The sequence below is a fragment of the Thalassobius sp. MITS945101 genome (genome assembly GCF_047123305.1).
Taxonomy (GTDB): domain Bacteria; phylum Pseudomonadota; class Alphaproteobacteria; order Rhodobacterales; family Rhodobacteraceae; genus Thalassobius.
This window is the reverse complement of record NZ_CP138918.1, coordinates 842876-862303: the sequence shown is the minus strand read 5'-3', so window position 1 is coordinate 862303 and position 19428 is coordinate 842876. Positions and strand designations below refer to the sequence as shown.

Genomic DNA, 19428 nt, shown 5'->3' with positions numbered 1-19428 from the left:
TTTGATAATGTATTTTGATTCAATTGAGACGGCTCTGAATGTGGCCACCGTGGCGGTTTGTCTATTCTGCGCACACCTGTTGATTTTACGTCGGCGCGATCCCGGCATCTACCTGCCGCTGGCACTGATATTCCTTTTCAAAGCCCTTGCCGCAGGCGTTCTGCAACTGTCAGAGATGCAGGGCATGCCGGTCTGGGTCGCGCGCCTCGGCCTGCTTGTGGGCGGGCTTGAGGTGGCCAGCCCGTTTCTGTTCTGGCTTTACGTGCGTGGTCTGACCTCAGAAGGGGATCTGGCGCGGATCGCCAGATTGCGCCGCCATGTTATTCCCATCGTTGTGGTCACATTGTGTTTCTGGTCCACGGTTTTTTTCCCGTCCGATCTGGTTGAGGCCGAGCTGGCAGAAGATGACCCACGAGTCCCCGCCCTGCTGCTGATGGTGGTGTTGGTTTTGGTGGCGGATGTGGCCTTCAAGATCATGATTGCCACCTACACCTATCTGACGGTGCGCCGCCTCATCGCCTATCAGGCGCGGTTGAAAGATGTGTTTGCCAGTACCGAGAACAAAGAGCTGACGTGGATCTGGGCCATCATGGGGGCGGCCGTGCTCTATCTGGTGCTCAATGTGCTTCACAGTGCGTCGATCTTTGTCGGGGCCTTAAGTGAAACGGATTTTGAAGCAGAGGCGCTGGTTCTCAACAGTCTGGCATTGCTGGCACTGTTTTGGGTGCTTGGCATCTGGGGGTTGCGGCAGCGCCCGGGGCTGACCAGACAGATGCAGGATGAGCGTCCGCTGCCCGAGACGCCCGCGGAGCCCAAATACGAAAAGTCCGCTCTTGATGACGCCCGCGCGCAACGCATCGCTGAAAAGATCGAAGCCGCCATGTCGCAGGATATGCTCTACCGCGATCCCAATCTGTCGCTTTGGGATCTGGCGAAACACGTCGGGGCCAATTCGCATTACGTGTCACAGGCGCTGAACACGCAGTTGAACAAGAGCTTCTTTGATCTGGTAAACGGCTGGCGGGTGCAGGACGCTATCCAGCAATTGACCACAACGGAGGAGACGATTCTGGTCATTGCCTATGACGTTGGCTTCAACTCCCGCTCCGCCTTCTACAAAGCGTTCAAGCGTGAGACCGGTAAAACCCCCTCTGACCTGCGCAAGTAGGAGTTGGCAGTATCGCGAAACGAAAACGGCAGGCCCTTTTTCAGGACCTGCCGTTTTGCTTTTCCTAATGGTTAAGGCCCAGAGAACTATTCGCCGTAGGGCACCCAGATGGTTTTCACCTCTGTCGCGGCTTGCAGGAACTCTTTGCCCTGACCCTCAGCGCCCATCCAATCCCGGCCTTGGCCGTTGTTGACCCAGGTGCGTTTCAGGTTGCCGGCGCTTTCGCGTTCGATCAGCGCGGAAACATCCGAGGAGGAGAAGCTCCAGAGCGCGTCCACATCCATGTGTTTGGCTAGCGTGTCTGCCAGTTCTTCATGGCTGCCGGTGACGATGTTGACCACGCCACCCGGCACGTCCGAAGTTTCGAGGATCTGGTAGAAATCGAGCGCGGCCAGCGGGAAGGCTTCGCTGGCGGTCAGCACCACGCGGTTGCCCATCGCAATGGCCGGGGCCATGGTGGAAATCAGACCCAACAGCGGTGCCTCATCGGCACACAGTGCGCCGATCACACCCACGGGTTCCTTCATCGACAGCGCCACACCACGGATCGGCACACCTTTGGCGGCCCCATCGTATTTGTCGGCCCAGGCCGCATAGGTGAACAGACGCTGCACCGAGGCTTCAACCTCTTTCGCGCCCTCCTTGCCACCGGTCAGATCGTTGATCCGACGCGCAAACTCATCAGCACGGGCCGAGAGGTTTTCAGCGATGTAGTAGAGGATCTGCGCCCGCAAATGGCCGGTGGTTTTGCCCCAACCTTTGGCGCCACGTGCCGCCTCAACCGCGTTGCGGATGTCCTTGCGGTTGGCAATCGGAACCTCACCCAGATGTTTGCCCGCTTTCGACCAGACGTCGCGCGAATAACCGCTATCGGGACGAGCCTGTTTGCCGCCGATATACAGCTTACCAGTGCGATCCACACCGGCAGGTGCGATTTCACTGCCGTGGAATGGTTCCACCTTCTTCAGCGCCTTGGTTTTGCGCGCGGGCTTGGTATAGGCGCTCAGACCTTCCCAGCCGCCTTCACGGCCAAAGCCGCTTTCGCGCACGCCGCCAAAACCAGCGGCGGCATCAAACATATTGGTGCCGTTGATCCAGACCACACCGGCAACCAGCTTGGGCGCGATGTCCAGCGCGAGGTTCACATTTTCAGTCCAGAGCGTCGCCGCCAGACCGTAACGGGTGTTATTGGCCAGATCGACCACCTCAGCCGGGGTGCGGAAGGTGGAGGTGACAAGCACCGGACCAAAAATCTCTTCCTGCATCAGCGGATCTGCCGGGCTGAGGCCCGAAATCAGGGTTGGCGGGTAGAAACAGCCATTGGCCGGAATGCCACCGTCGGCACGATAGATCTCACCACCGTCGCAGGCGTCGACCATTTTGGTCACGGTCGCCAGCTGTACCGGATCGGCCAGCGCGCCCATGTCGATGCATTTGTCCATCGGGTTGCCAACGCGCAGCTTGTCCATGCGGGCCTTCAGCTTGGCATGGAACTGCTCGGCGATGCCTTCCTGCACCAACAGGCGCGATCCTGCACAGCAGACCTGACCCTGGTTGAACCAGATCGCATCGACCAGACCTTCGATGGCGCTGTCGATATCGGCGTCGTCAAAGACGATGTAGGGTGACTTGCCGCCCAGCTCCAGCGTCAGGCCTTTGCCCTGACCAGCGGTGGCGCGGCGGATGTGGCGGCCCACGGCGGTGGAGCCGGTGAAGGCCACCTTGTCGATGTCTTCATGGGTGGTGATCATCTCACCCACAGCGCCGTCGCCGGTGACGATGTTCACAACACCTTTGGGCAGACCCGCCTTGCGGCAAAGATCAGCAAAGCACAGTGCGGTGAGCGACGTGTATTCCGCAGGTTTCAGAACCACGGTGTTGCCCATCGCCAGCGCCGGAGCCACTTTCCACGCCAGCATTAGCAGTGGGAAGTTCCACGGGATCACCTGACCACAGACGCCAAGCGCCTCGCGGCCCTGCAGTTCCTCTTCCATCAGTTGGGCCATACCGGCGTGGTGATAGAAATGACGCTGCACCAGCGGGATATCGATGTCGCGGCTTTCGCGGATCGGCTTGCCGTTGTCCAGCGTTTCCAGCACGGCAAACAGGCGCGAATGTTTCTGCAGCAGACGGGCAATGGCATAGAGGTGCTTGGCCCGGCCGTGACCGCCCAGCTTGGCCCATTTGGGCTGCGCTTTGCGGGCGGCGGCAACGGCGGCATCCACATCGTCCTGAGTGGCCTGGCTCAGCGTCGCCAGAGTCTCACCGGTTGCGGGGTTTTTGCTGTCAAAACCGTCACCGGGCGTGGTGAAGGCACCATCGATGAAATGGCCAAAACGGTCCCCCTGATCAACAAGCCATGCCAGCGCTTCGGCGGCAGATTCGGGGGCGGGGCCATAGTCCATGGTTTCAAAGATCTCTTTAACGGTCATTGTACGTGACTTTCTGTAACGATCTGGGGGCAGCTGCCGCCCTTATCCCATTGCGTGACGGTGGCTGGCCGAATAGGCGCCAGTGACGTGATGTTCCAGCTGGCGTTCAATATCGCCCAGCAGCGACGACGCGCCAAAGCGGAACAGATCCGGCTGCAGCCAGCGATCGCCCAGCTCTTCTTTGATCAGGGCCAGATAGGTGATCGCATCTTTGGCTTTGGAAATGCCGCCCGCTGGCTTGTAACCAACCCGATAGCCAGTGCGGTCATAGTAATCGCGAATGGCGCGGATCATCACCAGGCTGACCGGCAGGGTGGCGTTGACGCTTTCTTTCCCGGTGGAGGTTTTGATGAAATCCGCCCCGGCCATCATGCAGATCAGCGAGGCACGCGCGACATTGCGCAGCGAGCCCAGTTCGCCGGTCGCCAGAATGGCCTTCACATGGGCATCGCCACAGGCCTCGCGGAAGGCTTTCATCTCATCATAAAGCGCCTGCCAGTTCTGGCTCAACACGTGACGGCGGGAAATCACGATATCGATTTCCTCAGCCCCCGCTTTGACGCTTTCGCGGATCTCTTCAACGCGCAGGTGGAAAGGCGACAGGCCCGCAGGGAAACCGGTGGAAACCGCCGCCACCGGAATACCGGTGCCTTTGAGGTTGGCCACGGCGCTTTCGATCATGTCGTGATACACGCAGACCGCGCCGGTGGTGATGCCGTCAACGCCCAGTTCGGCCAGAATCTCGGACCGCACCGGTGTTTTGGCTTTGGCACAGAGCCGCGCCACACGGCCCACCGTGTCATCACCCGACAGTGTGGTTAGGTCGATGCAGGTGATGGCTTTCAAGAGCCAGGCCGCCTGATAGTCCTTCTTGACCGAACGGCGGCCCGGCAGGGTGGCGCAGCGGCGTTCGATGGCCGAGGTATTGGCCTGCACACGGGCGACCCAGTCGAGGTCCAGTTCCATGCCGGGGTTGCGCGGCTCATGCAGCTGCGGCAGCTGCGCGGTTGTCTCTTTCACTTCGGTTGTCACCTTGTCCTCCATGGACTGCGGTTGATAGGACGTCTGATCCATCACGGGCCTCAGACGGCGTTGTGTTGGGTGTTAAAAGCGATCATGCCCTGTTGTTGCAGATCACGTAAATCATGTTGTTCCAGCATCAGGCCCTGGGTCTTGAACCCGGCGGCATAGCCCTGTTGCATCGGACCTTCGGCAATCAGTGCCACCCGCTGGCCCAGCCAGTAAGGACGGGTCGCGGCCAGTTCCGCGCCCAGAAGATGCCCCAGCAACCGCGCCGAATCGCGAGTCAATTCCGCCGACGACAGCTGTGTGGCCAGCCGTTCCGGCCGCGACAGCGTATCGCCAAGCGCGTCGGCGTCAATCTCGGGCCCTTTGGCCCCCAATGTCGCGGCAAGGGCAGGGGACAGGTAACTTTGGAAGCTCACGGCCTCATCGGCGCTGATCTGCACCCAATGGCTGCGATCGCCCAGCACCACACAGGCGACGCCATCCCAGTCTTTCTGTGTGCGGCACAACCCTGCCAGCGCCAGTCGCGCCGCCATCGGCAACAGGCCCTGCGGTTGGGACTGCTGCAACGCACCGCCCGCTACCAAGGATGTCGGTACAGTCTGCACCGGGCCTTCGTCAAATGTCACCACCTGTGCCGCTGCCGCCCCGTCCTGGGCCACGCCCACAACGGCATCGCCAGCAAACTCCCACGCGAGACGTTTGCCCAGCTCTTCAACCACACCGATCCAATGCTGTTCACTCATGATCCGCTCTTATGGATTTTTTACCAAAAGGTCAATTGTTGGCGCAAACTGACGTGAGAGAAATTACCGGAGTTTAACGGGGCGCTCTCTCGACCAGCCAGTCACGCACCTGCCGCATTTCATCACGTTCCCGGCGGGACGACCAGACCAGATGAAAGGCTTGATCGGCCGCCAATGCGGGGGACCAGAGGATTTCCAGCGGTGGCGGGTTCAAAGCCGCGTCCAAATAGAGCGCCGGGATTAGCGCCACGCCTTGGCCCTGTGCTGCCGCATCCATGGCAAGACCTGTCTGGTTCACCTGCAAAAGGGGGCCGTCATGGGACAGGCCGGCCGCGGAAAACACCCGCTGCCAGTCGCGGTGACCGTCCTGGATAAGAGGGGTTGCGGTCAGCTGATCCAAAGCTGAGGCCTTTTCAAACCGGTCGGGCTGTGCCACCGCCACCAGCCGGAGCGGGGCCAGCTCCAGGCTTTCCAGATCGCCCGCGGGACGCGGCCCCAGCCGCACGGCAAGGTCAGCCAGACCGCTGTCCAGATCCACCACCCGCTCCTCGGCGCGGATGTTCAGGGTGAGGTCGGGATGCCGCTGCGCCAGACCCGGCAGATGTGGCAACAGCCATTTCGTTGCAAAGCTTGGCGACACGCTCAGCGTTACGGTACGGCTTTCCTGCAGCTCCACCAGCCCCTGATGCAGCAACACCATCGCCTGCGTCACATTGGGGTGCAGCCGCGCGCCTGCCTGGGTCAACCGCACACCGCGTGGCGCGCGGTGAAACAACGGGGTGCCAAGGTCCTGCTCTAACTTGCGGATCTGCTGCGCCACCGCACCTTGGGTCACCAGCAACTCTTCCGCCGCCAGCCGAAAGTTTAAGTGTCGCGCCGCCGCGTCGAAGGCCCGCAGCCCGTTGAGGTTGGGGATTTGCATGTCTCTATCCAGTAGATTTTCTACAGGATGCTTGTTGAAACGATGGTTGGTCAAGTCGGGAGACCCAAGAGATACTGCTGGCAAGCAGACACTCAGGAGATATCCCATGCCCAAAACCGCCCTTCTCATCGCCGCCGGCAGCGGCATGGGCGCCGACGCCGCCCGCCGTCTGGCTGCAGACGGTTTCAACGTTGCTATTCTCTCTTCCTCCGGTAAAGGCGCGGCGCTGGCGCAAGAGCTTGGCGGCATCGGCGTCACCGGCTCGAACCTCGACCCGAATGCGTTGCGAAGCCTCATCGATCAGACCATGAACCGCTGGGGTCGGATTGATGTGGTGGTGAACTCTGCTGGACACGGACCCAAGGGGGATCTGCTCTCGATGTCGGACGACGACTGGCATCAGGGCATGGAGGTCTATCTGATGAATGTGATCCGCCCGACCCGTCTGGTGACGCCGATCCTGCAGCAACAGGGCGGCGGTGTAATCCTCAATATCTCAACCTTTGCCACCTTTGAGCCGGATCCGCTGTTTCCAACGTCTGGCGTGTTTCGCGCGGGTCTGGCCAGCTTCGCCAAGCTCTATGCCGACAAATACGCCCGCGACGGGATCCGGATGAACAACATTCTGCCGGGCTTTATCGACAGCCTGCCCGAAACCGCAGATCGCCGCGCCCGCATCCCGATGGGGCGCTACGGAACGCAATCCGAGGTCTCCGGCCTGATCTCTTATCTGGCCTCAGATGCCGCCGCCTATGTGACCGGCCAGAACTGGCGCATCGACGGCGGTTTGACCCGCGCGGTCTGACGGCGCTTTCATCTTGCCCAAAAAACTCTGGGGTGAGAGGCGCAGCCTCGAGGGGCAACGCCCCTCCTCTACCAGCGATAACAAAAAGGGCGCCCCGCAGGACGCCCTTTCCGCATATAACCTTTGCAGCGCTTAGACGCCTGCGTCCACAATTGCCTGCGCCAGAATCGGCACGGTGGTCTTGTTCAGACCGGCAATGTTCATCCGCGAATCGCCAACCATGTAGATCGCATGTTCTTTGCGCAGCACTTCCACCAGCTCAGGTGTGGTGCCAAGCCGCGAGAACATGCCGCGGTGCTGGGCCAGGAAACCAAACCGGTCCGAGCCTGACAGGCGCTGCAATTCGCCGGCCAGCTGTTCGCGCAGACCCAGCATCGACAGGCGCACCTCCTCCAGCTCTGCCGCCCAATCCGCACGCAAGGCCGGATCCTGCAGGATCATCGTCACAACCCGGGCACCGTGATCCGGTGGGAACGAGTAGTTCTGACGGTTGAGGAAGTTGAGCGAGCCCTGTGTCAGTCTTTTCAGGCCTTTGTCAGCGGCAATCGCCATCAGTATGCCGGTCCGTTCACGGTACACCCCGAAGTTTTTCGAGCAACTGGCCGCGATCAGGCATTCCGGCACCGAAGCGGCAACCAGACGCACCGCCTGTGCATCCTCTTCCAGACCGTCGCCAAAGCCCTGATAGGCAATGTCGATCATCGGTGTCGCACCGGTTTCCAGCAGAACGGCAATCACCTCTTTCCACTGGGTCAGGTTCAAGTTGGCGCCGGTCGGGTTGTGGCAGCAGCCATGCAGCAGAACCACGTCGCCCTTCTTGGCCTGTTTCAGATCGGCGATCATGCCGTCGAAATCTACGCCACGGGTTTCGCCGTCAAAGTAGCGGTACTCCACCGTCTCGATGTTCAGGAAGTTCAGGATCGAAATGTGGTTCGGCCAGGTCGGGTTGGACACAAAGACCCGCGCTTCCGGGTTGGCCCAGCGGATCATCTCAAACGCCTGACGGCAGGCGCCGGTGCCACCGGGGGTCGCTGCGGCCGCGATGGTGTCACGCGCCACGCTGTCGCCCAGCACCAGATCAATCATCGCATCGGCGAAACCGGGATCCCCGGCCAGACCAACGTAGCTCTTGCTTTCCTGCTGTTCCCACAGCAGTTTCTCGGCCGATTTCACGGCCCGCATGACCGGGGTCACCCCTTCGGCGTTTTTGTAAACGCCGACGCCAAGGTCGATCTTGGTGTCGCGCGGATCCTCTCGATAGGCCTGCATCAGGGCCAGGATTTTATCTGCGGGTTGCTCTTTAAGATTGCTGAACATGGTCTCAAGCTTCTCCAGTGGCGACGGGGACAGTGGGGAAGGCTCCCCATTCTGTCCAGGATCCGTCATAAAGCGAATGATCGGTCTTTCCGATGGCTTCCAGCGCAAGGCTCAATACGGCGGCTGTCACGCCGGAGCCGCAGCTGGTGATAACGGGTTTCTGCAGGTCCACACCGGCGCCTTCAAAGATCGCCTTGACCTCTGCGGGTGATTTCAACGTCTGATCGCCGTTGAGCAGCGATTTGAAAAAGACGTTTTTGGCACCGGGAATATGCCCCGACCGCAGGCCTTCGCGTGGTTCAGGCACGTCGCCCCGGAACCGTTCCGGCGCGCGGGCGTCTACAATCTCGTAATCCCCCAGTTTGGAGGCCGAGGACACCTGTGTCACGTCCTTCACCAACTCGGCGCGGCGGCGCACGGTCATGTGGCGGTCGCGGATCACCGGATCCTCATCATTGACCGGACGGCCCTCGGACAGCCACTTGGGCAGGCCGCCATTCAGCACGGCGATATTGTCCTGTCCCATCAGCTTGAACAGCCACCAGACACGGGCCGCAGAAAACAGGCCGGAGCCGTCGTAAACCACAACCTGATGGCCGTCGCCGACACCCATGGCCCGCAGGCGCGACATGAATTTTTCAACCGGCGGGGCCATATGCGGCAGGTCCGAGCGGTGGTCAGAGACGTCATCAATGTCAAAGAAACGGGCGTTCGGAATATGCGCTTTGGCAAATTCCGCTTTGGCGTCGCGTGCCTCCGCCGGCATATACCAGCTGGCGTCGAGAATACGCAGATCGGGATCTTTCAGATGCGCGGCCAGCCATTCGGTGGACACCAGCGTCTTCGGATCATCATAGGCCATCAGCCACCCCCTCGATCAGTTTGTTTCTGACCTACAGAACAAGGGCGATAGAGGCAAGAGGGCCGCTGGGCCTGTGCCGCGGCCTCGGGCCGCAACGTGATGGTAAAGTACGGGTTTTGAGTATTTGGGGATCATTGAAAGGCGGCTTCAACGATCCGGAATTACTCCGGGAGTTGAATTGGCCCTGACCAAGAAGGGGGCGGCGCCCCCTTGCTGTCCTTAGTCGCCGTGGCGCAGCAGGCGTTGTTTCTGGCGGCCCCAGTCACGCTTCGCTTCGGTGGCGCGTTTGTCGTGCAGCTTCTTACCTTTGGCGATACCGATCTTCAGCTTCGCCAGACCCTTGTGGTTGAAATAGAGCACAATCGGCACCAGCGTCATGCCTTTGCGTTGGGTGGCGTTCCACATCTGGGCGCGCTCTTTCTTGCTGACCAGCAGCTTGCGTTTGCGACGCTCTTCGTGGCCCCAGGTTTTGGCCTGCTCGTAGGGCGCGATGTAGCTGTTGATCAGCCACAATTCGCCGTCTTCAACCGAGGCATAGCTTTCGGCAATATTGGAAGGGTTGGCGCGCAGGGATTTCACCTCCGAGCCGTGCAGAATCACGCCACATTCGATGTCTTCCTCGATGGCGTAGTCATAGCGGGCGCGCCGGTTTTCAGCGATCACCTTGTAATTCGGGTCTGCGTTCTTCTTCTGTGCCATGTGGGTTTCCTACTGCGCATGGGCGCAACTGTCCATGCAACACGGGGTCAAGAGAGCAGAGATCGGCACTCCGTCACATTTTTTCAAGAAAATCTGTCACAGCTTCGCATCGCGCGGCGTCTAACCTTATAACAGACGCTCACGAAGGGACGCAGAGATGACCGAAACACCGCAAATCACCCACCAGATGATTACCGACGCTCAGTCGGGGGATGCGCAGGCGCTGGAACAGATCGTGCGCGGCATTCAGGATCGGGTGCATCGGCTGGCCGTGCGGATGATGGCAGATCCGGTTCTTGCACAGGATGCAACGCAGGAGATCCTGATCCGCATCATCACCAAACTGTCGACCTTCCGTGGCGAGGCGAAGTTTTCCACCTGGGTTTACCGGATTGCCACCAACTATCTGCTGACCGCCCGCAAGGTGCTGGCGCGCGATCCTGGCCTCAGCTTTGACATGTTCGAGGCGGATCTGATGGAGGGGCTGGTGGATGACGCGCAGGCCGCGCCGGAGGATCACGTGATGCTGAATGAGCTGCGGGTGCGCTGCACCATGGCGATGCTCCTGTGCCTCGATCGCGATCACCGTGCGGCCTATGTGCTGGGCGATGTGCTGGAGCTGGGGCAGGCGGAGGCGGCGGAGGTGCTGGAGATCTCGCCTGCCAACTATCGCCAGCGTCTGGCCCGTGCCCGTGGCAAGGTGACCGAATTCACCGCCAAGACCTGTGGCGTTGCCCAGAAAGGTGCGGCCTGTTCCTGTCCTCGGCGTCTGCCGGCAGCAGTTGCGGCCGGGCGTGTGACCGCACGGCCGGATCCGATGCTGGCGGCGGCACCTGATTATGCCTCCACCGTGCAAGGCGCGCGTGAAACCGAGGCCGCTCTGGTGGCTGCCAAGTTGCAGCGCAGCACTGGTCCCTTGGGGGCGCCAGTGGATTATGCACGCGCTGTGTTACGCCTTGTGGAAGGCGCCGAAGACGCACCCCGACTGGCCTGACCTAATTACTCAAACTTAACCCACCCACCAGAACTGGAGATCCAGATGAAACACGTTTCGACGTGGCTGAAGACCTGTGCGCTGTGCACAGCCATGGCCCTTACCAATCCCACCCAAACCTTTGCAGCAGATGGAGAAAATTCAATGCAAGATCAGATCATCCTTACCGCCATTTCCGATATGACTTCTGCCTTTGAGGCCGGCAACATGGACCGGGTAATGGAAAGCTATGAAGCGGGGGCCGCGATTGCGTTTGAACCGGGCCAGCCGATCAGCGACAGCGCCATTGCGCGGGCAGCTTTTGAGGAGTTTTCCCAGGTCAATCCGGCTTTCAGCTATTCCGGTCACGAGGTCATCCGGGCCGGTGACATCGCCCTGCATATCGCGCCTTGGGACATGGTAGGGCAGCTGCCGGATGGGCAAGAGATTCGCCAGTCCGGCTTGTCGGTGGCAGTGCTGCGCCAGCAGGCGGACGGCAGCTGGCGGATGGTGATCGATAACCCGCATGGCAGTCATCTGCTTGGCCAATAAAGAAAATTCACCGGGCGGGCGTGATCTCACGCCCGCTTTCGGCAATAAAGAAACAGGTATTTCACATTTACCTCTTCACTTATTCTTCTTTTTGAATATATAAGCGTCCTGACACTCCAGACAGGACGACCCCATGTCTTTCTCCTCTTCCCCACCGGATGTGCTGCGGCGCAATCTGCCGATCCTCAACTGGGCCACAGACTACAATCGCGGCACACTGACCAATGATCTGGTCGCCGCCGTGATTGTGACCATTATGTTGATCCCGCAGTCGCTGGCCTATGCGCTGCTGGCGGGATTGCCGCCGGAAATGGGGCTCTATGCCTCGATCCTGCCGCTGGTGGCCTATGCCATCTTTGGCACCAGCCGCGCGTTGGCCGTCGGGCCGGTGGCGGTGGTGTCACTGATGACGGCGGCAGCGGTGGGCAATCTGGCGCTGCAGGGCACTGCCGAATATGCGCTGGCGGCGATCACATTGGCCTTTATGTCCGGTGTGATGCTCTTGGTCATGGGAGTGTTCCGGCTGGGGTTCCTGGCGAACTTCCTCAGCCACCCGGTGATTGCGGGCTTTATCACAGCCTCCGGCGTGTTGATCGCCACATCGCAGCTGAAACACATCTTCGGCATTGATGCCCATGGCCACACGATGGTGGATTTGCTGGGATCGCTGTTTGGGAACCAGCACCTCACCAACCCGATCACGCTGGTGATTGGCGGGCTGACTGTTGGTTTTCTGTTCTGGGTGCGCAAAGGCATGAAACCGATGCTGCTGTCGCTGGGGCTGAAACCACGCATGGCGGATATCCTGACCAAAGCGGGGCCGGTTCTGGCGGTGGTCGCGACCACTTTGGCGACCTGGGGTTTTGGCCTGCAGGGCAAAGGCGTGAAGATTGTGGGCGAGGTGCCGATGGGCCTGCCGCCGCTCAGCATGCCCTCCTTCAGCGCCGACATATGGGGCTCGTTGTTTGTTTCGGCGCTGCTGATCTCGGTGATCGGATTTGTTGAATCGGTGTCCGTTGCGCAAACCTTAGCGGCCAAGAAACGGCAACGGATTGTGCCAGATCAGGAGTTGATCGGTCTGGGCGCGTCAAACATCGCGGCTGCAATGTCTGGCGGTTATCCTGTGACCGGTGGCTTTGCCCGTTCAGTGGTCAATTTCGACGCTGGCGCAGAAACTCCTGCGGCGGGCGCGTTTACCGCAGTTGGGATCCTGCTGGCTGCCATGCTGCTGACGCCGTTGCTGTTCTTCTTGCCCAAGGCAACGCTGGCGGCAACGATCATTGTCGCGGTGCTGAGTCTGGTGGATTTTTCGATCCTGACCAAAGCCTGGACCTATTCCAAGGTAGACTTCACAGCTGTGGCCGCCACCATCTTCCTGACCCTCGGCATGGGGGTAGAGATCGGGGTTTCTGCCGGTGTGGCGCTGTCGATCTTCCTGTTCCTCTACAAAACCTCCCGCCCGCATGTGGCAGAGGTGGGGCTGGTGCCGGGCACCCAGCATTTCCGCAATATCCTGCGCCATGAGGTGGAGACCCACCCTGACCTGGTGACCCTGCGGATTGATGAAAGCCTCTACTTTGCCAATGCGCGTTTCCTTGAGGATTACGTTTATGACCGCATCGCCTGTGATGAGCCGATCAAACATGTGGTGCTGCTGTGTTCGGCGGTGAATGAGATTGATATGTCCGCTTTGGAAAGCCTGGAAGAGATCAATCACCGGCTGAGCGATGTCGGCATCAAACTGCACCTGTCAGAGGTCAAAGGCCCGGTGATGGACCGGCTGAAACGCAGTCACTTCCTTGACGAAATGACAGGCACTGTCTTCCTGTCACATTACGAAGCTGTTTGCGAGCTGACCGGCGACTGCGCCAAAGCAGCGAAGTGATCACGTTGGCGTAGATGCGGGTGCAAGGGGCGCGACGACGCCGCCCCTTGCACCGCGGTGCAATCTGTGGTGGCTCTTGCGGGCAATCCCCGTGAGAGGCCACCGATGAACATCTCAACACAGAACCTGCGACAGGCGAACCTTTTGGGGGCGGGCTGGATGGTGCTTGCGATGGTGCTGTTCGCCATCGAAGATGCGCTGCTGAAGCAGGCCGCCCTGACCCTGTCCATCGGGCAGGTTATGCTGTTTTTCGGGCTTGGTGGCGCGGTTGTGTTTGCAGGCCATTTGCGGCTGACGGGGCAGCGGCTCTATCACCCTGATGTGCTGTCCCTGCCCATGCGGATCCGCGTGGTGTTTGAGGTGCTGGGGCGGCTGTTTTACGTGCTGGCGGTGGCATTGGCGCCGTTGTCTTCGGCCACGGTAATTCTGCAAGCAACGCCCCTTGTGGTGGTGGCGGCGGCTGCGGTGCTGTTTGGCGAAAAGGTTGGTTGGCGCCGTTGGTTGGCGATCCTGATCGGATTGACCGGCGTCATGGTGATCCTGCGCCCGACAGGTGAGAGTTTCACCTACCTGTCGGTCTTGGCCGTGATCGGGATGCTGGGCTTTGCCGGTCGTGACCTGGCCAGCCGCGCGGCACCGGGGACGCTCAACACATCGATGTTGGGGCTTTATGGGTTCCTGTCGCTGGCAACCGCAGGCGGGTTGTTCCAGCTGTGGCTCGGGGCGCCGCTGCAAATGCCGACGGGTACGGATTTGGGCCTATTGGCGCTGGTGATCGGGATCGGCGTTTTCGCCTATAGCGCCTTGATGAAGGCGATGCGCACCGGCGAGGTTTCCGCCGTAACCCCGTTCCGCTATTCGCGGCTGCTGTTTGGTGTTGGCCTTGGCGTGATCTGGTTTGACGAGAGTTTCGACAGCTACATGGCCATCGGCAGCGGTCTGATCGTCCTCTCCGGCCTGTTCATCCTGTGGCGCGGCAAGCAGAGGCTGGGCCCATAACACTCATAAACTTTAGCCTCAGGTCTTGGTTGATGTACCGCTATTTTCTCGTTTCTACACTCTATTTCTTTTGCCTCGGCGTGATGATTTTGGTTGGCTATAGCTTCGAAGCTGACCCGCTGGGATTTGCAGCACGCGGGCCCGACGGTCCGTTTTCTTGTAAAGCGCTGTTAAGCTCTGGAGGCGATGATGACGCAATGGTCGTGACCTTCGTTTTGTTTGCAGTGCCGTTCGCCATCCGTAGTTGCCAACTCCGCACGGTCCCTAAGACGCTTGAGATTTGCGTCTTTGTGGGCGTTTTATTGATCGTTACGGGCGCGTTGATACTCGCCTCATTTGACTGCGCTGAAGTGATCTACACAGCGTTTATCGTTCCAAACCTGATGCTGGCTGTGGCGATGATAGCTATGCCTGTTTCAGGAGCCTTATTGTTGTACCTGAAACGAAAACACCCGGACCAAAGGCCCGGGTGATCCGAATTTCTAACTGTTTTGTGGCTTACAGCAGGCCTGCGTGGGCCATGGCGGCATCCAGTGCTTCTTTGGTGCTGTCGCTCAGGCCGGTCAGGGGCAGGCGCACTTCGTCGCTGCACAGGCCCAGTTTCGACATGGCGTATTTTGCACCAACCAGACCTGGCTCGATAAAGATCGCCTCATGCAGCGGCATCAGCTTGTCCTGGTATTCCAGCGCTTTGGCATAATCGCCCGCCAGTGTGGCGGCCTGGAATTCGGCGCAGAGCTTCGGTGCAACGTTTGCCGTGACCGAGATGCAGCCGACGCCACCGTGTGCGTTGAACCCAAGCGCGGTCGCGTCTTCGCCGGACATCTGGCAGAAGTCGGGGCCACAGGTGGCGCGTTGCTGGCTGACACGGGCCAGATCCCCGGTTGCGTCCTTCACACCGACAATGCGCGGCAGCTTGGCCAGCTCACCCATGGTTTCCGGGGTCATGTCGATCACCGAACGGCCTGGGATGTTGTAGATGATGATCGGCAGCTCACAGCAGTCATGCAGCGCGGTGAAATGGGCGATCAGGCCACGCTGGGTCGGCTTGTTGTAGTACGGGGTCACAACCAGCGCCGCATCTGCGCCGACTTTTTCGGCGTGCTGAATGAAACGGATGCCTTCCAGCGTGTTGTTGCTGCCTGCGCCTGCGATCACCGGCACACGACCGGCGGCGGCTTTCACCACCTCTTCGATCACGGTCTCATGCTCTTCGTGTGTCAGGGTCGGGCTTTCGCCGGTGGTGCCGACGGGCACAAAGCCATTGGTGCCTTCACCAATGTGCCACTCGATCAGCTTCTTGAGCGTCTCCAGATCCAGCTCGCCGTTCTTGAACGGCGTGACCAATGCAGGAAAAGATCCTTTGAACATGATACGCTCCTTCTACGTAGTGGCGGGCAAAAGGCCCGGATGAGTTAATCGGCGCTTAACGGCTGAGATGGCATTCAAAGGGTGGCGGGTTGTCGCCGTCGTGATTTGCCCCCGGATGCCGCCGGACATAAGCTGCGGTTGTCTATCCTCGGAACCTTCGGAAACGCAAGCCATCATGCGCCTCTTTCCCCTTCTTCTGTGCATTTGTTTGGGCACTGGTGCTGCCGCGCAAGCGTCCGATGCGTCAGAACGTCCTGCTGAGACGGGACCGAAACCGCTGGCCTCGGCCTATGCGGCGATTCGGGCGCAGGACTGGGCAACGGCGGCGGCGCTGGCCGAACGGGCTGGTGGGGTGGTTGCGGTGGATCTGGTCACCTGGGAACGTCTGCGGGCGGGCCAAGGCACGGGCGCGGAGGCGCTGGCGTTTCTGGACCGTCGAGGCGATTGGCCGGGGCTGAAACTGTTGCGCAAGCGGATGGAGCCGCAGATGGGATCGTTATCGGCTGCCCAAGTGCTTAGGTTTTTTGGCGAAGAGGCACCGCAGACCGGCAAAGGGCTGCTGGCCTATGTCGCGGCGTTGCAAGCCGCAGGTGAGGCGTCCAAGGCCGAGGCCGCGCTGGTGGCCGGATGGCGGGAGATTGCCCTGAAATCGGATGAACACGCCGCGTTAATTGCCGCCTATGAAAACACTCTGAAACCACATTATACAGCCCGACTGGACATGGCGCTTTGGAAGGGTTGGAAACAGAATACCGCCGATATGCTGCCACTTGTGGGCAAAGACTGGCAGGCTCTGGCCGCCGCCCGTGCCGCCCTGCGCAACAATGGCAAAGGTGTGGATGGGTTGATCGCCGCGGTGCCAGCGGCTTTGGCGGGTGATCCGGGGCTGGCCTATGAACGGTTTCGCTGGCGTCTGGGCAAGAAACGGCGGGCCGATGCAATTGCGCTGATGCTGGAACGCAGCCCCAACCAACTAGGTGAGGCGGAGCATTGGGGCCGTGCCCGCCGTGATCTGGCGCGTCGTCTGATGCGGGCGGGGGATGTGCAAAAGGCCTATGACCTTGCCTCAAGACACGGGCTGACAACGGGGCGGCATTTTGCTGATCTCGAATGGCTGTCTGGTTTCCTTGCGCTGCGGTTTCTGGACCGCCCCGACCTGGCGCAGGCCCATTTCAAACGCTTCCGCGCCGATGTGTTCACCCCGATTTCACTGGGCCGTGCCGGTTACTGGATGGGCCGCGCCGAAGAGGCGCTGGGCAACAAAGAGGCGGCGCAGGCGGCCTATGCCTTCGGGGCTGAATATCAGACCAGTTTCTACGGACTTCTGGCTGCGGAAAAGGCGGGGGTGCCGTTTGATCCTGTCCTCAAGGGGACCCAGAAACATCCCGGCTGGCAACAAGCGGGCTTTGCGAATGCTTCAGTGTTTCAGGCGGCTCTTTTGTTGATCAACGCGGGCGAGGAGGACCTGGCCGAAAGGTTCCTACGCCATCTGACAGAAACACTCCCCGAAGCAGAGATTCACCAGCTGGGTGATCTGCTGATTGACCTTGGCCAGCAGCATATCGCGGTGATGGTGGGCAAACAGGCGGCCCAACGGGGGCTGACCATTGCGAGGCCCTATTATCCGCTGCACCCACTCACCGGCATGAAGCTGGCTGCACAGCCTGAAATGTCACTGGCCATCGCACGGCGTGAGAGCGAGTTTAATCCATCCGTTGTGTCCCACGCCGGGGCCGAAGGGCTGATGCAGGTGATGCCCGCAACCGCCCGCTTGGTTGCGGGGCGTTTGGGGGTAGACCATGATGCCAGTGAGGTTCTGAACAACTGGCGCTACAACGCGATCCTAGGGGCGGCCTATTTGGCGCAGCTGGGGGTAGAATTTGAAGGCAATGTGATCCTTGTGTCCGCAGGCTATAACGCCGGCCCGCGGCGCCCCAATGCATGGATGCAGGACCGGGGTGATCCGCGGAAACGCAAGGTGGATGTGGTGGACTGGATCGAGATGATCCCCTTCAACGAGACCCGAAACTACGTTATGCGCGTCGCCGAAAGCCTGCCAGTTTACCGCGCCCGTCTGGGCAAGGATCCCCTGCCGCAGCCCTTTTCGCAGGAACTCAAAGGTTCAAGCGTTCTGCCGCTCTCGCCATAGGGTGAAGAGGCCGGCAAAGACCACGATCACCGCCCCCAGCGCCACGTTCCAGCGGATCGTTTCCCCAAACAGCGAAATGCCCAGAATGGCTGCAAAAACCAGCTGCAAATAGGCAAAAGGCTGTACGGCGCTGGCCTCGGCCACCTCATAGCATTTGATCAGCAGGAAATGCCCCAACGCCCCAGAAACACAAAGCAGCGCCATCCAGCCCCAATCCGGGCCGCTCATCGCCTGCCAGTACCACATTCCCACCATTGTCATCGCCACAGACCCAACAGTGCCGGTCCAGAAAAACGACGTGGTTGCGTTGTCTTGACGGGCGGCATAGCGGGTCAGCAAACCGTAAAGGGCAAACATCAGTGCCGCGATCAGCGGCACCACAGCTTCGGGTTGGAACACGCCCAGACCCGGTTGCAGGATGATCAACACGCCTACAAATCCGACGCCGATGGCAGACCAGCGCCGCCAGCCGACGCTTTCGCCCAATACTGGGCCAGACAGCGCCGCAATCAGCAAAGGGTAGGCGGCAAATACTGCGTGGCTTTCGATCAGCCCTAACAGGGTGAAGCCGTAGACCATCACGCATATCTCAGCGACCAACAGAACCGCGCGGAAACTTTGCAGCAGCGGTTGCCGTGTCCGCGCCGCCTGCGCCAGGCCGCCGGGGCGGCGGCTGGCCAGGGTGATGACAAAACCAGCAAAGAACCAGTAGCGCACCATCGTGACCATGAAGACATTGTATTCCGCTGCCAAATGACGCGAAATCCCGTCCTGCATTGCAAAGACAAAGGTGGTTGCCACCATCAACATAATGCCAAGACGGGGGGTACTGGCGCTCATGTCCCGCCCATCCGCGCCACCGTCATGTGACGCTTGCGGCCATAGCCGGAAATGCGTTCCACGGCGAAGCCCGCGTCCGACAGACCACGGCGCACAAATCCTGCGGCGGTATAGGTGGCGGCGGTGCCGGTGGCGCTGGTGTGTCTGCCCACCTCTGCCATCAGCTCGGGCGCCCAAAGCTCGGGGTTTTTGGCGGGGGAAAACCCGTCCAGAAACCAGGCGTCAGCCTTGCCCTGCCACGCGGGCAGCGTCTCGCGGGCATCGCCGCGGATCATCACAAACGCCAGATCCGGCAGGGTGATCTGGTGCAAATCCTCACTCCAATGCGGGGCCAGATCCGCGGCCACCTCTGCGATCTCGGGGAAGGTCTCTTGGGCGCGGATCATCTCGGCGGGGGACATTGGGAAGGCTTCGAAGGTGGTGAAATGCAGCTTGCCCGTCACTCCTGACTGACGCCACAGCTTCAGCGCCGCCAGCAGGTTCAGGCCGGTGCCAAAGCCCAGCTCGGCCACATGGAACCTGTCGCAGAACCGCGCCGGCAGATCGTTGCCCGCCAGAAAGACGTGGCTGGTTTCTGCCAGCCCGTTTTCAAGCGAGAAATACGGATCGTCAAAGCGGGTTGAGACCGGGATACGGTCTTCGCGCCATTCCAACTCGGCACGCTGGTCTTGCATCGGGGGAT

General features: G+C 60.4%; 18 protein-coding genes. 8 read left to right on the top strand and 10 right to left on the bottom strand.

Annotated elements, in window-relative coordinates:
- The first annotated feature begins 7 nt into the window (after positions 1–7).
- Entirely contained in the window at positions 8–1168 is a 1161-nt protein-coding gene (locus SIC14_RS04425; protein ID WP_412564621.1) for a helix-turn-helix domain-containing protein, read from the top strand.
- An 86-nt stretch (positions 1169–1254) separates the two neighbouring features.
- On the opposite strand, the gene SIC14_RS04420 is transcribed toward SIC14_RS04425, so the two are convergent.
- The 4 genes from SIC14_RS04420 to SIC14_RS04405 form a co-directional block, all read right to left on the bottom strand.
- Entirely contained in the window at positions 1255–3600 is a 2346-nt protein-coding gene (locus SIC14_RS04420) for an aldehyde dehydrogenase family protein (protein ID WP_412564620.1), read from the bottom strand.
- 42 nt (positions 3601–3642) lie between these two features.
- On the bottom strand, positions 3643–4644 hold the full coding sequence (gene deoC / locus SIC14_RS04415; RefSeq protein WP_412565823.1) for a deoxyribose-phosphate aldolase: 1002 nt from the start codon (positions 4642–4644) through the stop codon (positions 3643–3645).
- 38 nt (positions 4645–4682) lie between these two features.
- Positions 4683–5372, bottom strand: a complete 690-nt coding sequence (locus tag SIC14_RS04410; RefSeq protein WP_412564619.1) for a 2-dehydro-3-deoxygalactonokinase — start codon at positions 5370–5372, stop codon at positions 4683–4685.
- A gap of 73 nt (positions 5373–5445) precedes the next feature.
- Complete coding sequence (locus SIC14_RS04405; protein ID WP_412564618.1) at positions 5446–6294, bottom strand: LysR substrate-binding domain-containing protein; 849 nt, start codon at positions 6292–6294, stop codon at positions 5446–5448.
- Between the two features lie 106 nt (positions 6295–6400).
- Here SIC14_RS04405 and SIC14_RS04400 point away from each other — a divergent pair, with 106 nt between their 5' ends.
- Positions 6401–7099 (top strand): SDR family oxidoreductase, encoded by a 699-nt coding sequence (locus SIC14_RS04400; protein WP_412564617.1) that lies wholly within the window; start codon positions 6401–6403, stop codon positions 7097–7099.
- Between the two features lie 132 nt (positions 7100–7231).
- On the opposite strand, the gene SIC14_RS04395 is transcribed toward SIC14_RS04400, so the two are convergent.
- The 3 genes from SIC14_RS04395 to smpB form a co-directional block, all read right to left on the bottom strand.
- Positions 7232–8416 carry an aromatic amino acid transaminase gene (locus SIC14_RS04395; RefSeq protein ID WP_412564616.1) on the bottom strand — a complete coding sequence of 395 codons (1185 nt, stop codon included), beginning with the start codon at positions 8414–8416 and terminating at the stop codon, positions 7232–7234.
- Positions 8417–8420: 4 nt separating this feature from the next.
- The gene (sseA, locus tag SIC14_RS04390) at positions 8421–9278 is read right to left on the bottom strand and encodes a 3-mercaptopyruvate sulfurtransferase (protein ID WP_412564615.1); all 858 of its coding nucleotides are present in this window, start codon (positions 9276–9278) and stop codon (positions 8421–8423) included.
- A gap of 219 nt (positions 9279–9497) precedes the next feature.
- The gene (smpB, locus tag SIC14_RS04385; RefSeq protein ID WP_412564614.1) at positions 9498–9977 is read right to left on the bottom strand and encodes an SsrA-binding protein SmpB; all 480 of its coding nucleotides are present in this window, start codon (positions 9975–9977) and stop codon (positions 9498–9500) included.
- 157 nt (positions 9978–10134) lie between these two features.
- Between smpB and SIC14_RS04380 the strand changes: the two genes are divergently transcribed.
- The 5 genes from SIC14_RS04380 (at position 10135) to SIC14_RS04360 (ending at position 14859) form a co-directional block, all read left to right on the top strand.
- Complete coding sequence (locus tag SIC14_RS04380) at positions 10135–10971, top strand: RNA polymerase sigma factor (protein WP_412564613.1); 837 nt, start codon at positions 10135–10137, stop codon at positions 10969–10971.
- Positions 10972–11115: 144 nt separating this feature from the next.
- Positions 11116–11502 carry a YybH family protein gene (locus tag SIC14_RS04375; protein WP_412564612.1) on the top strand — a complete coding sequence of 129 codons (387 nt, stop codon included), beginning with the start codon at positions 11116–11118 and terminating at the stop codon, positions 11500–11502.
- Between the two features lie 133 nt (positions 11503–11635).
- Positions 11636–13387, top strand: coding sequence for a SulP family inorganic anion transporter (locus SIC14_RS04370; RefSeq protein ID WP_412564611.1), 1752 nt, complete (start codon positions 11636–11638; stop codon positions 13385–13387).
- Positions 13388–13492: 105 nt separating this feature from the next.
- Complete coding sequence (locus tag SIC14_RS04365) at positions 13493–14386, top strand: DMT family transporter (RefSeq protein ID WP_412564610.1); 894 nt, start codon at positions 13493–13495, stop codon at positions 14384–14386.
- A gap of 32 nt (positions 14387–14418) precedes the next feature.
- On the top strand, positions 14419–14859 hold the full coding sequence (locus SIC14_RS04360) for a hypothetical protein (protein ID WP_412564609.1): 441 nt from the start codon (positions 14419–14421) through the stop codon (positions 14857–14859).
- A 25-nt stretch (positions 14860–14884) separates the two neighbouring features.
- Here SIC14_RS04360 and dapA read toward each other — a convergent pair whose 3' ends face one another.
- Positions 14885–15757 (bottom strand): 4-hydroxy-tetrahydrodipicolinate synthase, encoded by an 873-nt coding sequence (gene dapA, locus SIC14_RS04355; RefSeq protein ID WP_412564608.1) that lies wholly within the window; start codon positions 15755–15757, stop codon positions 14885–14887.
- A 175-nt stretch (positions 15758–15932) separates the two neighbouring features.
- Here dapA and SIC14_RS04350 point away from each other — a divergent pair, with 175 nt between their 5' ends.
- Positions 15933–17906 carry a lytic transglycosylase domain-containing protein gene (locus SIC14_RS04350; RefSeq protein WP_412564607.1) on the top strand — a complete coding sequence of 658 codons (1974 nt, stop codon included), beginning with the start codon at positions 15933–15935 and terminating at the stop codon, positions 17904–17906.
- Here the strand turns inward: SIC14_RS04350 and SIC14_RS04345 are convergent.
- Together SIC14_RS04345 and mnmD are read right to left on the bottom strand one after the other, a co-directional pair.
- On the bottom strand, positions 17880–18746 hold the full coding sequence (locus SIC14_RS04345; RefSeq protein ID WP_412564606.1) for a DMT family transporter: 867 nt from the start codon (positions 18744–18746) through the stop codon (positions 17880–17882). The genes SIC14_RS04350 and SIC14_RS04345 overlap by 27 nt on opposite strands.
- Positions 18743–19420, bottom strand: a complete 678-nt coding sequence (gene mnmD, locus SIC14_RS04340) for a tRNA (5-methylaminomethyl-2-thiouridine)(34)-methyltransferase MnmD (RefSeq protein ID WP_412564605.1) — start codon at positions 19418–19420, stop codon at positions 18743–18745. The genes SIC14_RS04345 and mnmD overlap by 4 nt, the downstream gene beginning before the upstream one ends.
- Positions 19421–19428 lie beyond the last annotated feature (8 nt).

What these genes read in the sequence shown, in the direction of transcription:
- SIC14_RS04425 (WP_412564621.1), top strand. Translation starts at nt 8, where the DNA reads ATGTATTTTGATTCAATTGAGACGGCTCTGAATGTGGCCACCGTGGCG.
- SIC14_RS04420 (WP_412564620.1), bottom strand. Translation starts at nt 3,600, where the DNA reads ATGACCGTTAAAGAGATCTTTGAAACCATGGACTATGGCCCCGCCCCC.
- deoC (WP_412565823.1), bottom strand. Translation starts at nt 4,644, where the DNA reads ATGGAGGACAAGGTGACAACCGAAGTGAAAGAGACAACCGCGCAGCTG.
- SIC14_RS04410 (WP_412564619.1), bottom strand. Translation starts at nt 5,372, where the DNA reads ATGAGTGAACAGCATTGGATCGGTGTGGTTGAAGAGCTGGGCAAACGT.
- SIC14_RS04405 (WP_412564618.1), bottom strand. Translation starts at nt 6,294, where the DNA reads ATGCAAATCCCCAACCTCAACGGGCTGCGGGCCTTCGACGCGGCGGCG.
- SIC14_RS04400 (WP_412564617.1), top strand. Translation starts at nt 6,401, where the DNA reads ATGCCCAAAACCGCCCTTCTCATCGCCGCCGGCAGCGGCATGGGCGCC.
- SIC14_RS04395 (WP_412564616.1), bottom strand. Translation starts at nt 8,416, where the DNA reads ATGTTCAGCAATCTTAAAGAGCAACCCGCAGATAAAATCCTGGCCCTG.
- sseA (WP_412564615.1), bottom strand. Translation starts at nt 9,278, where the DNA reads ATGGCCTATGATGATCCGAAGACGCTGGTGTCCACCGAATGGCTGGCC.
- smpB (WP_412564614.1), bottom strand. Translation starts at nt 9,977, where the DNA reads ATGGCACAGAAGAAGAACGCAGACCCGAATTACAAGGTGATCGCTGAA.
- SIC14_RS04380 (WP_412564613.1), top strand. Translation starts at nt 10,135, where the DNA reads ATGACCGAAACACCGCAAATCACCCACCAGATGATTACCGACGCTCAG.
- SIC14_RS04375 (WP_412564612.1), top strand. Translation starts at nt 11,116, where the DNA reads ATGCAAGATCAGATCATCCTTACCGCCATTTCCGATATGACTTCTGCC.
- SIC14_RS04370 (WP_412564611.1), top strand. Translation starts at nt 11,636, where the DNA reads ATGTCTTTCTCCTCTTCCCCACCGGATGTGCTGCGGCGCAATCTGCCG.
- SIC14_RS04365 (WP_412564610.1), top strand. Translation starts at nt 13,493, where the DNA reads ATGAACATCTCAACACAGAACCTGCGACAGGCGAACCTTTTGGGGGCG.
- SIC14_RS04360 (WP_412564609.1), top strand. Translation starts at nt 14,419, where the DNA reads ATGTACCGCTATTTTCTCGTTTCTACACTCTATTTCTTTTGCCTCGGC.
- dapA (WP_412564608.1), bottom strand. Translation starts at nt 15,757, where the DNA reads ATGTTCAAAGGATCTTTTCCTGCATTGGTCACGCCGTTCAAGAACGGC.
- SIC14_RS04350 (WP_412564607.1), top strand. Translation starts at nt 15,933, where the DNA reads ATGCGCCTCTTTCCCCTTCTTCTGTGCATTTGTTTGGGCACTGGTGCT.
- SIC14_RS04345 (WP_412564606.1), bottom strand. Translation starts at nt 18,746, where the DNA reads ATGAGCGCCAGTACCCCCCGTCTTGGCATTATGTTGATGGTGGCAACC.
- mnmD (WP_412564605.1), bottom strand. Translation starts at nt 19,420, where the DNA reads ATGCAAGACCAGCGTGCCGAGTTGGAATGGCGCGAAGACCGTATCCCG.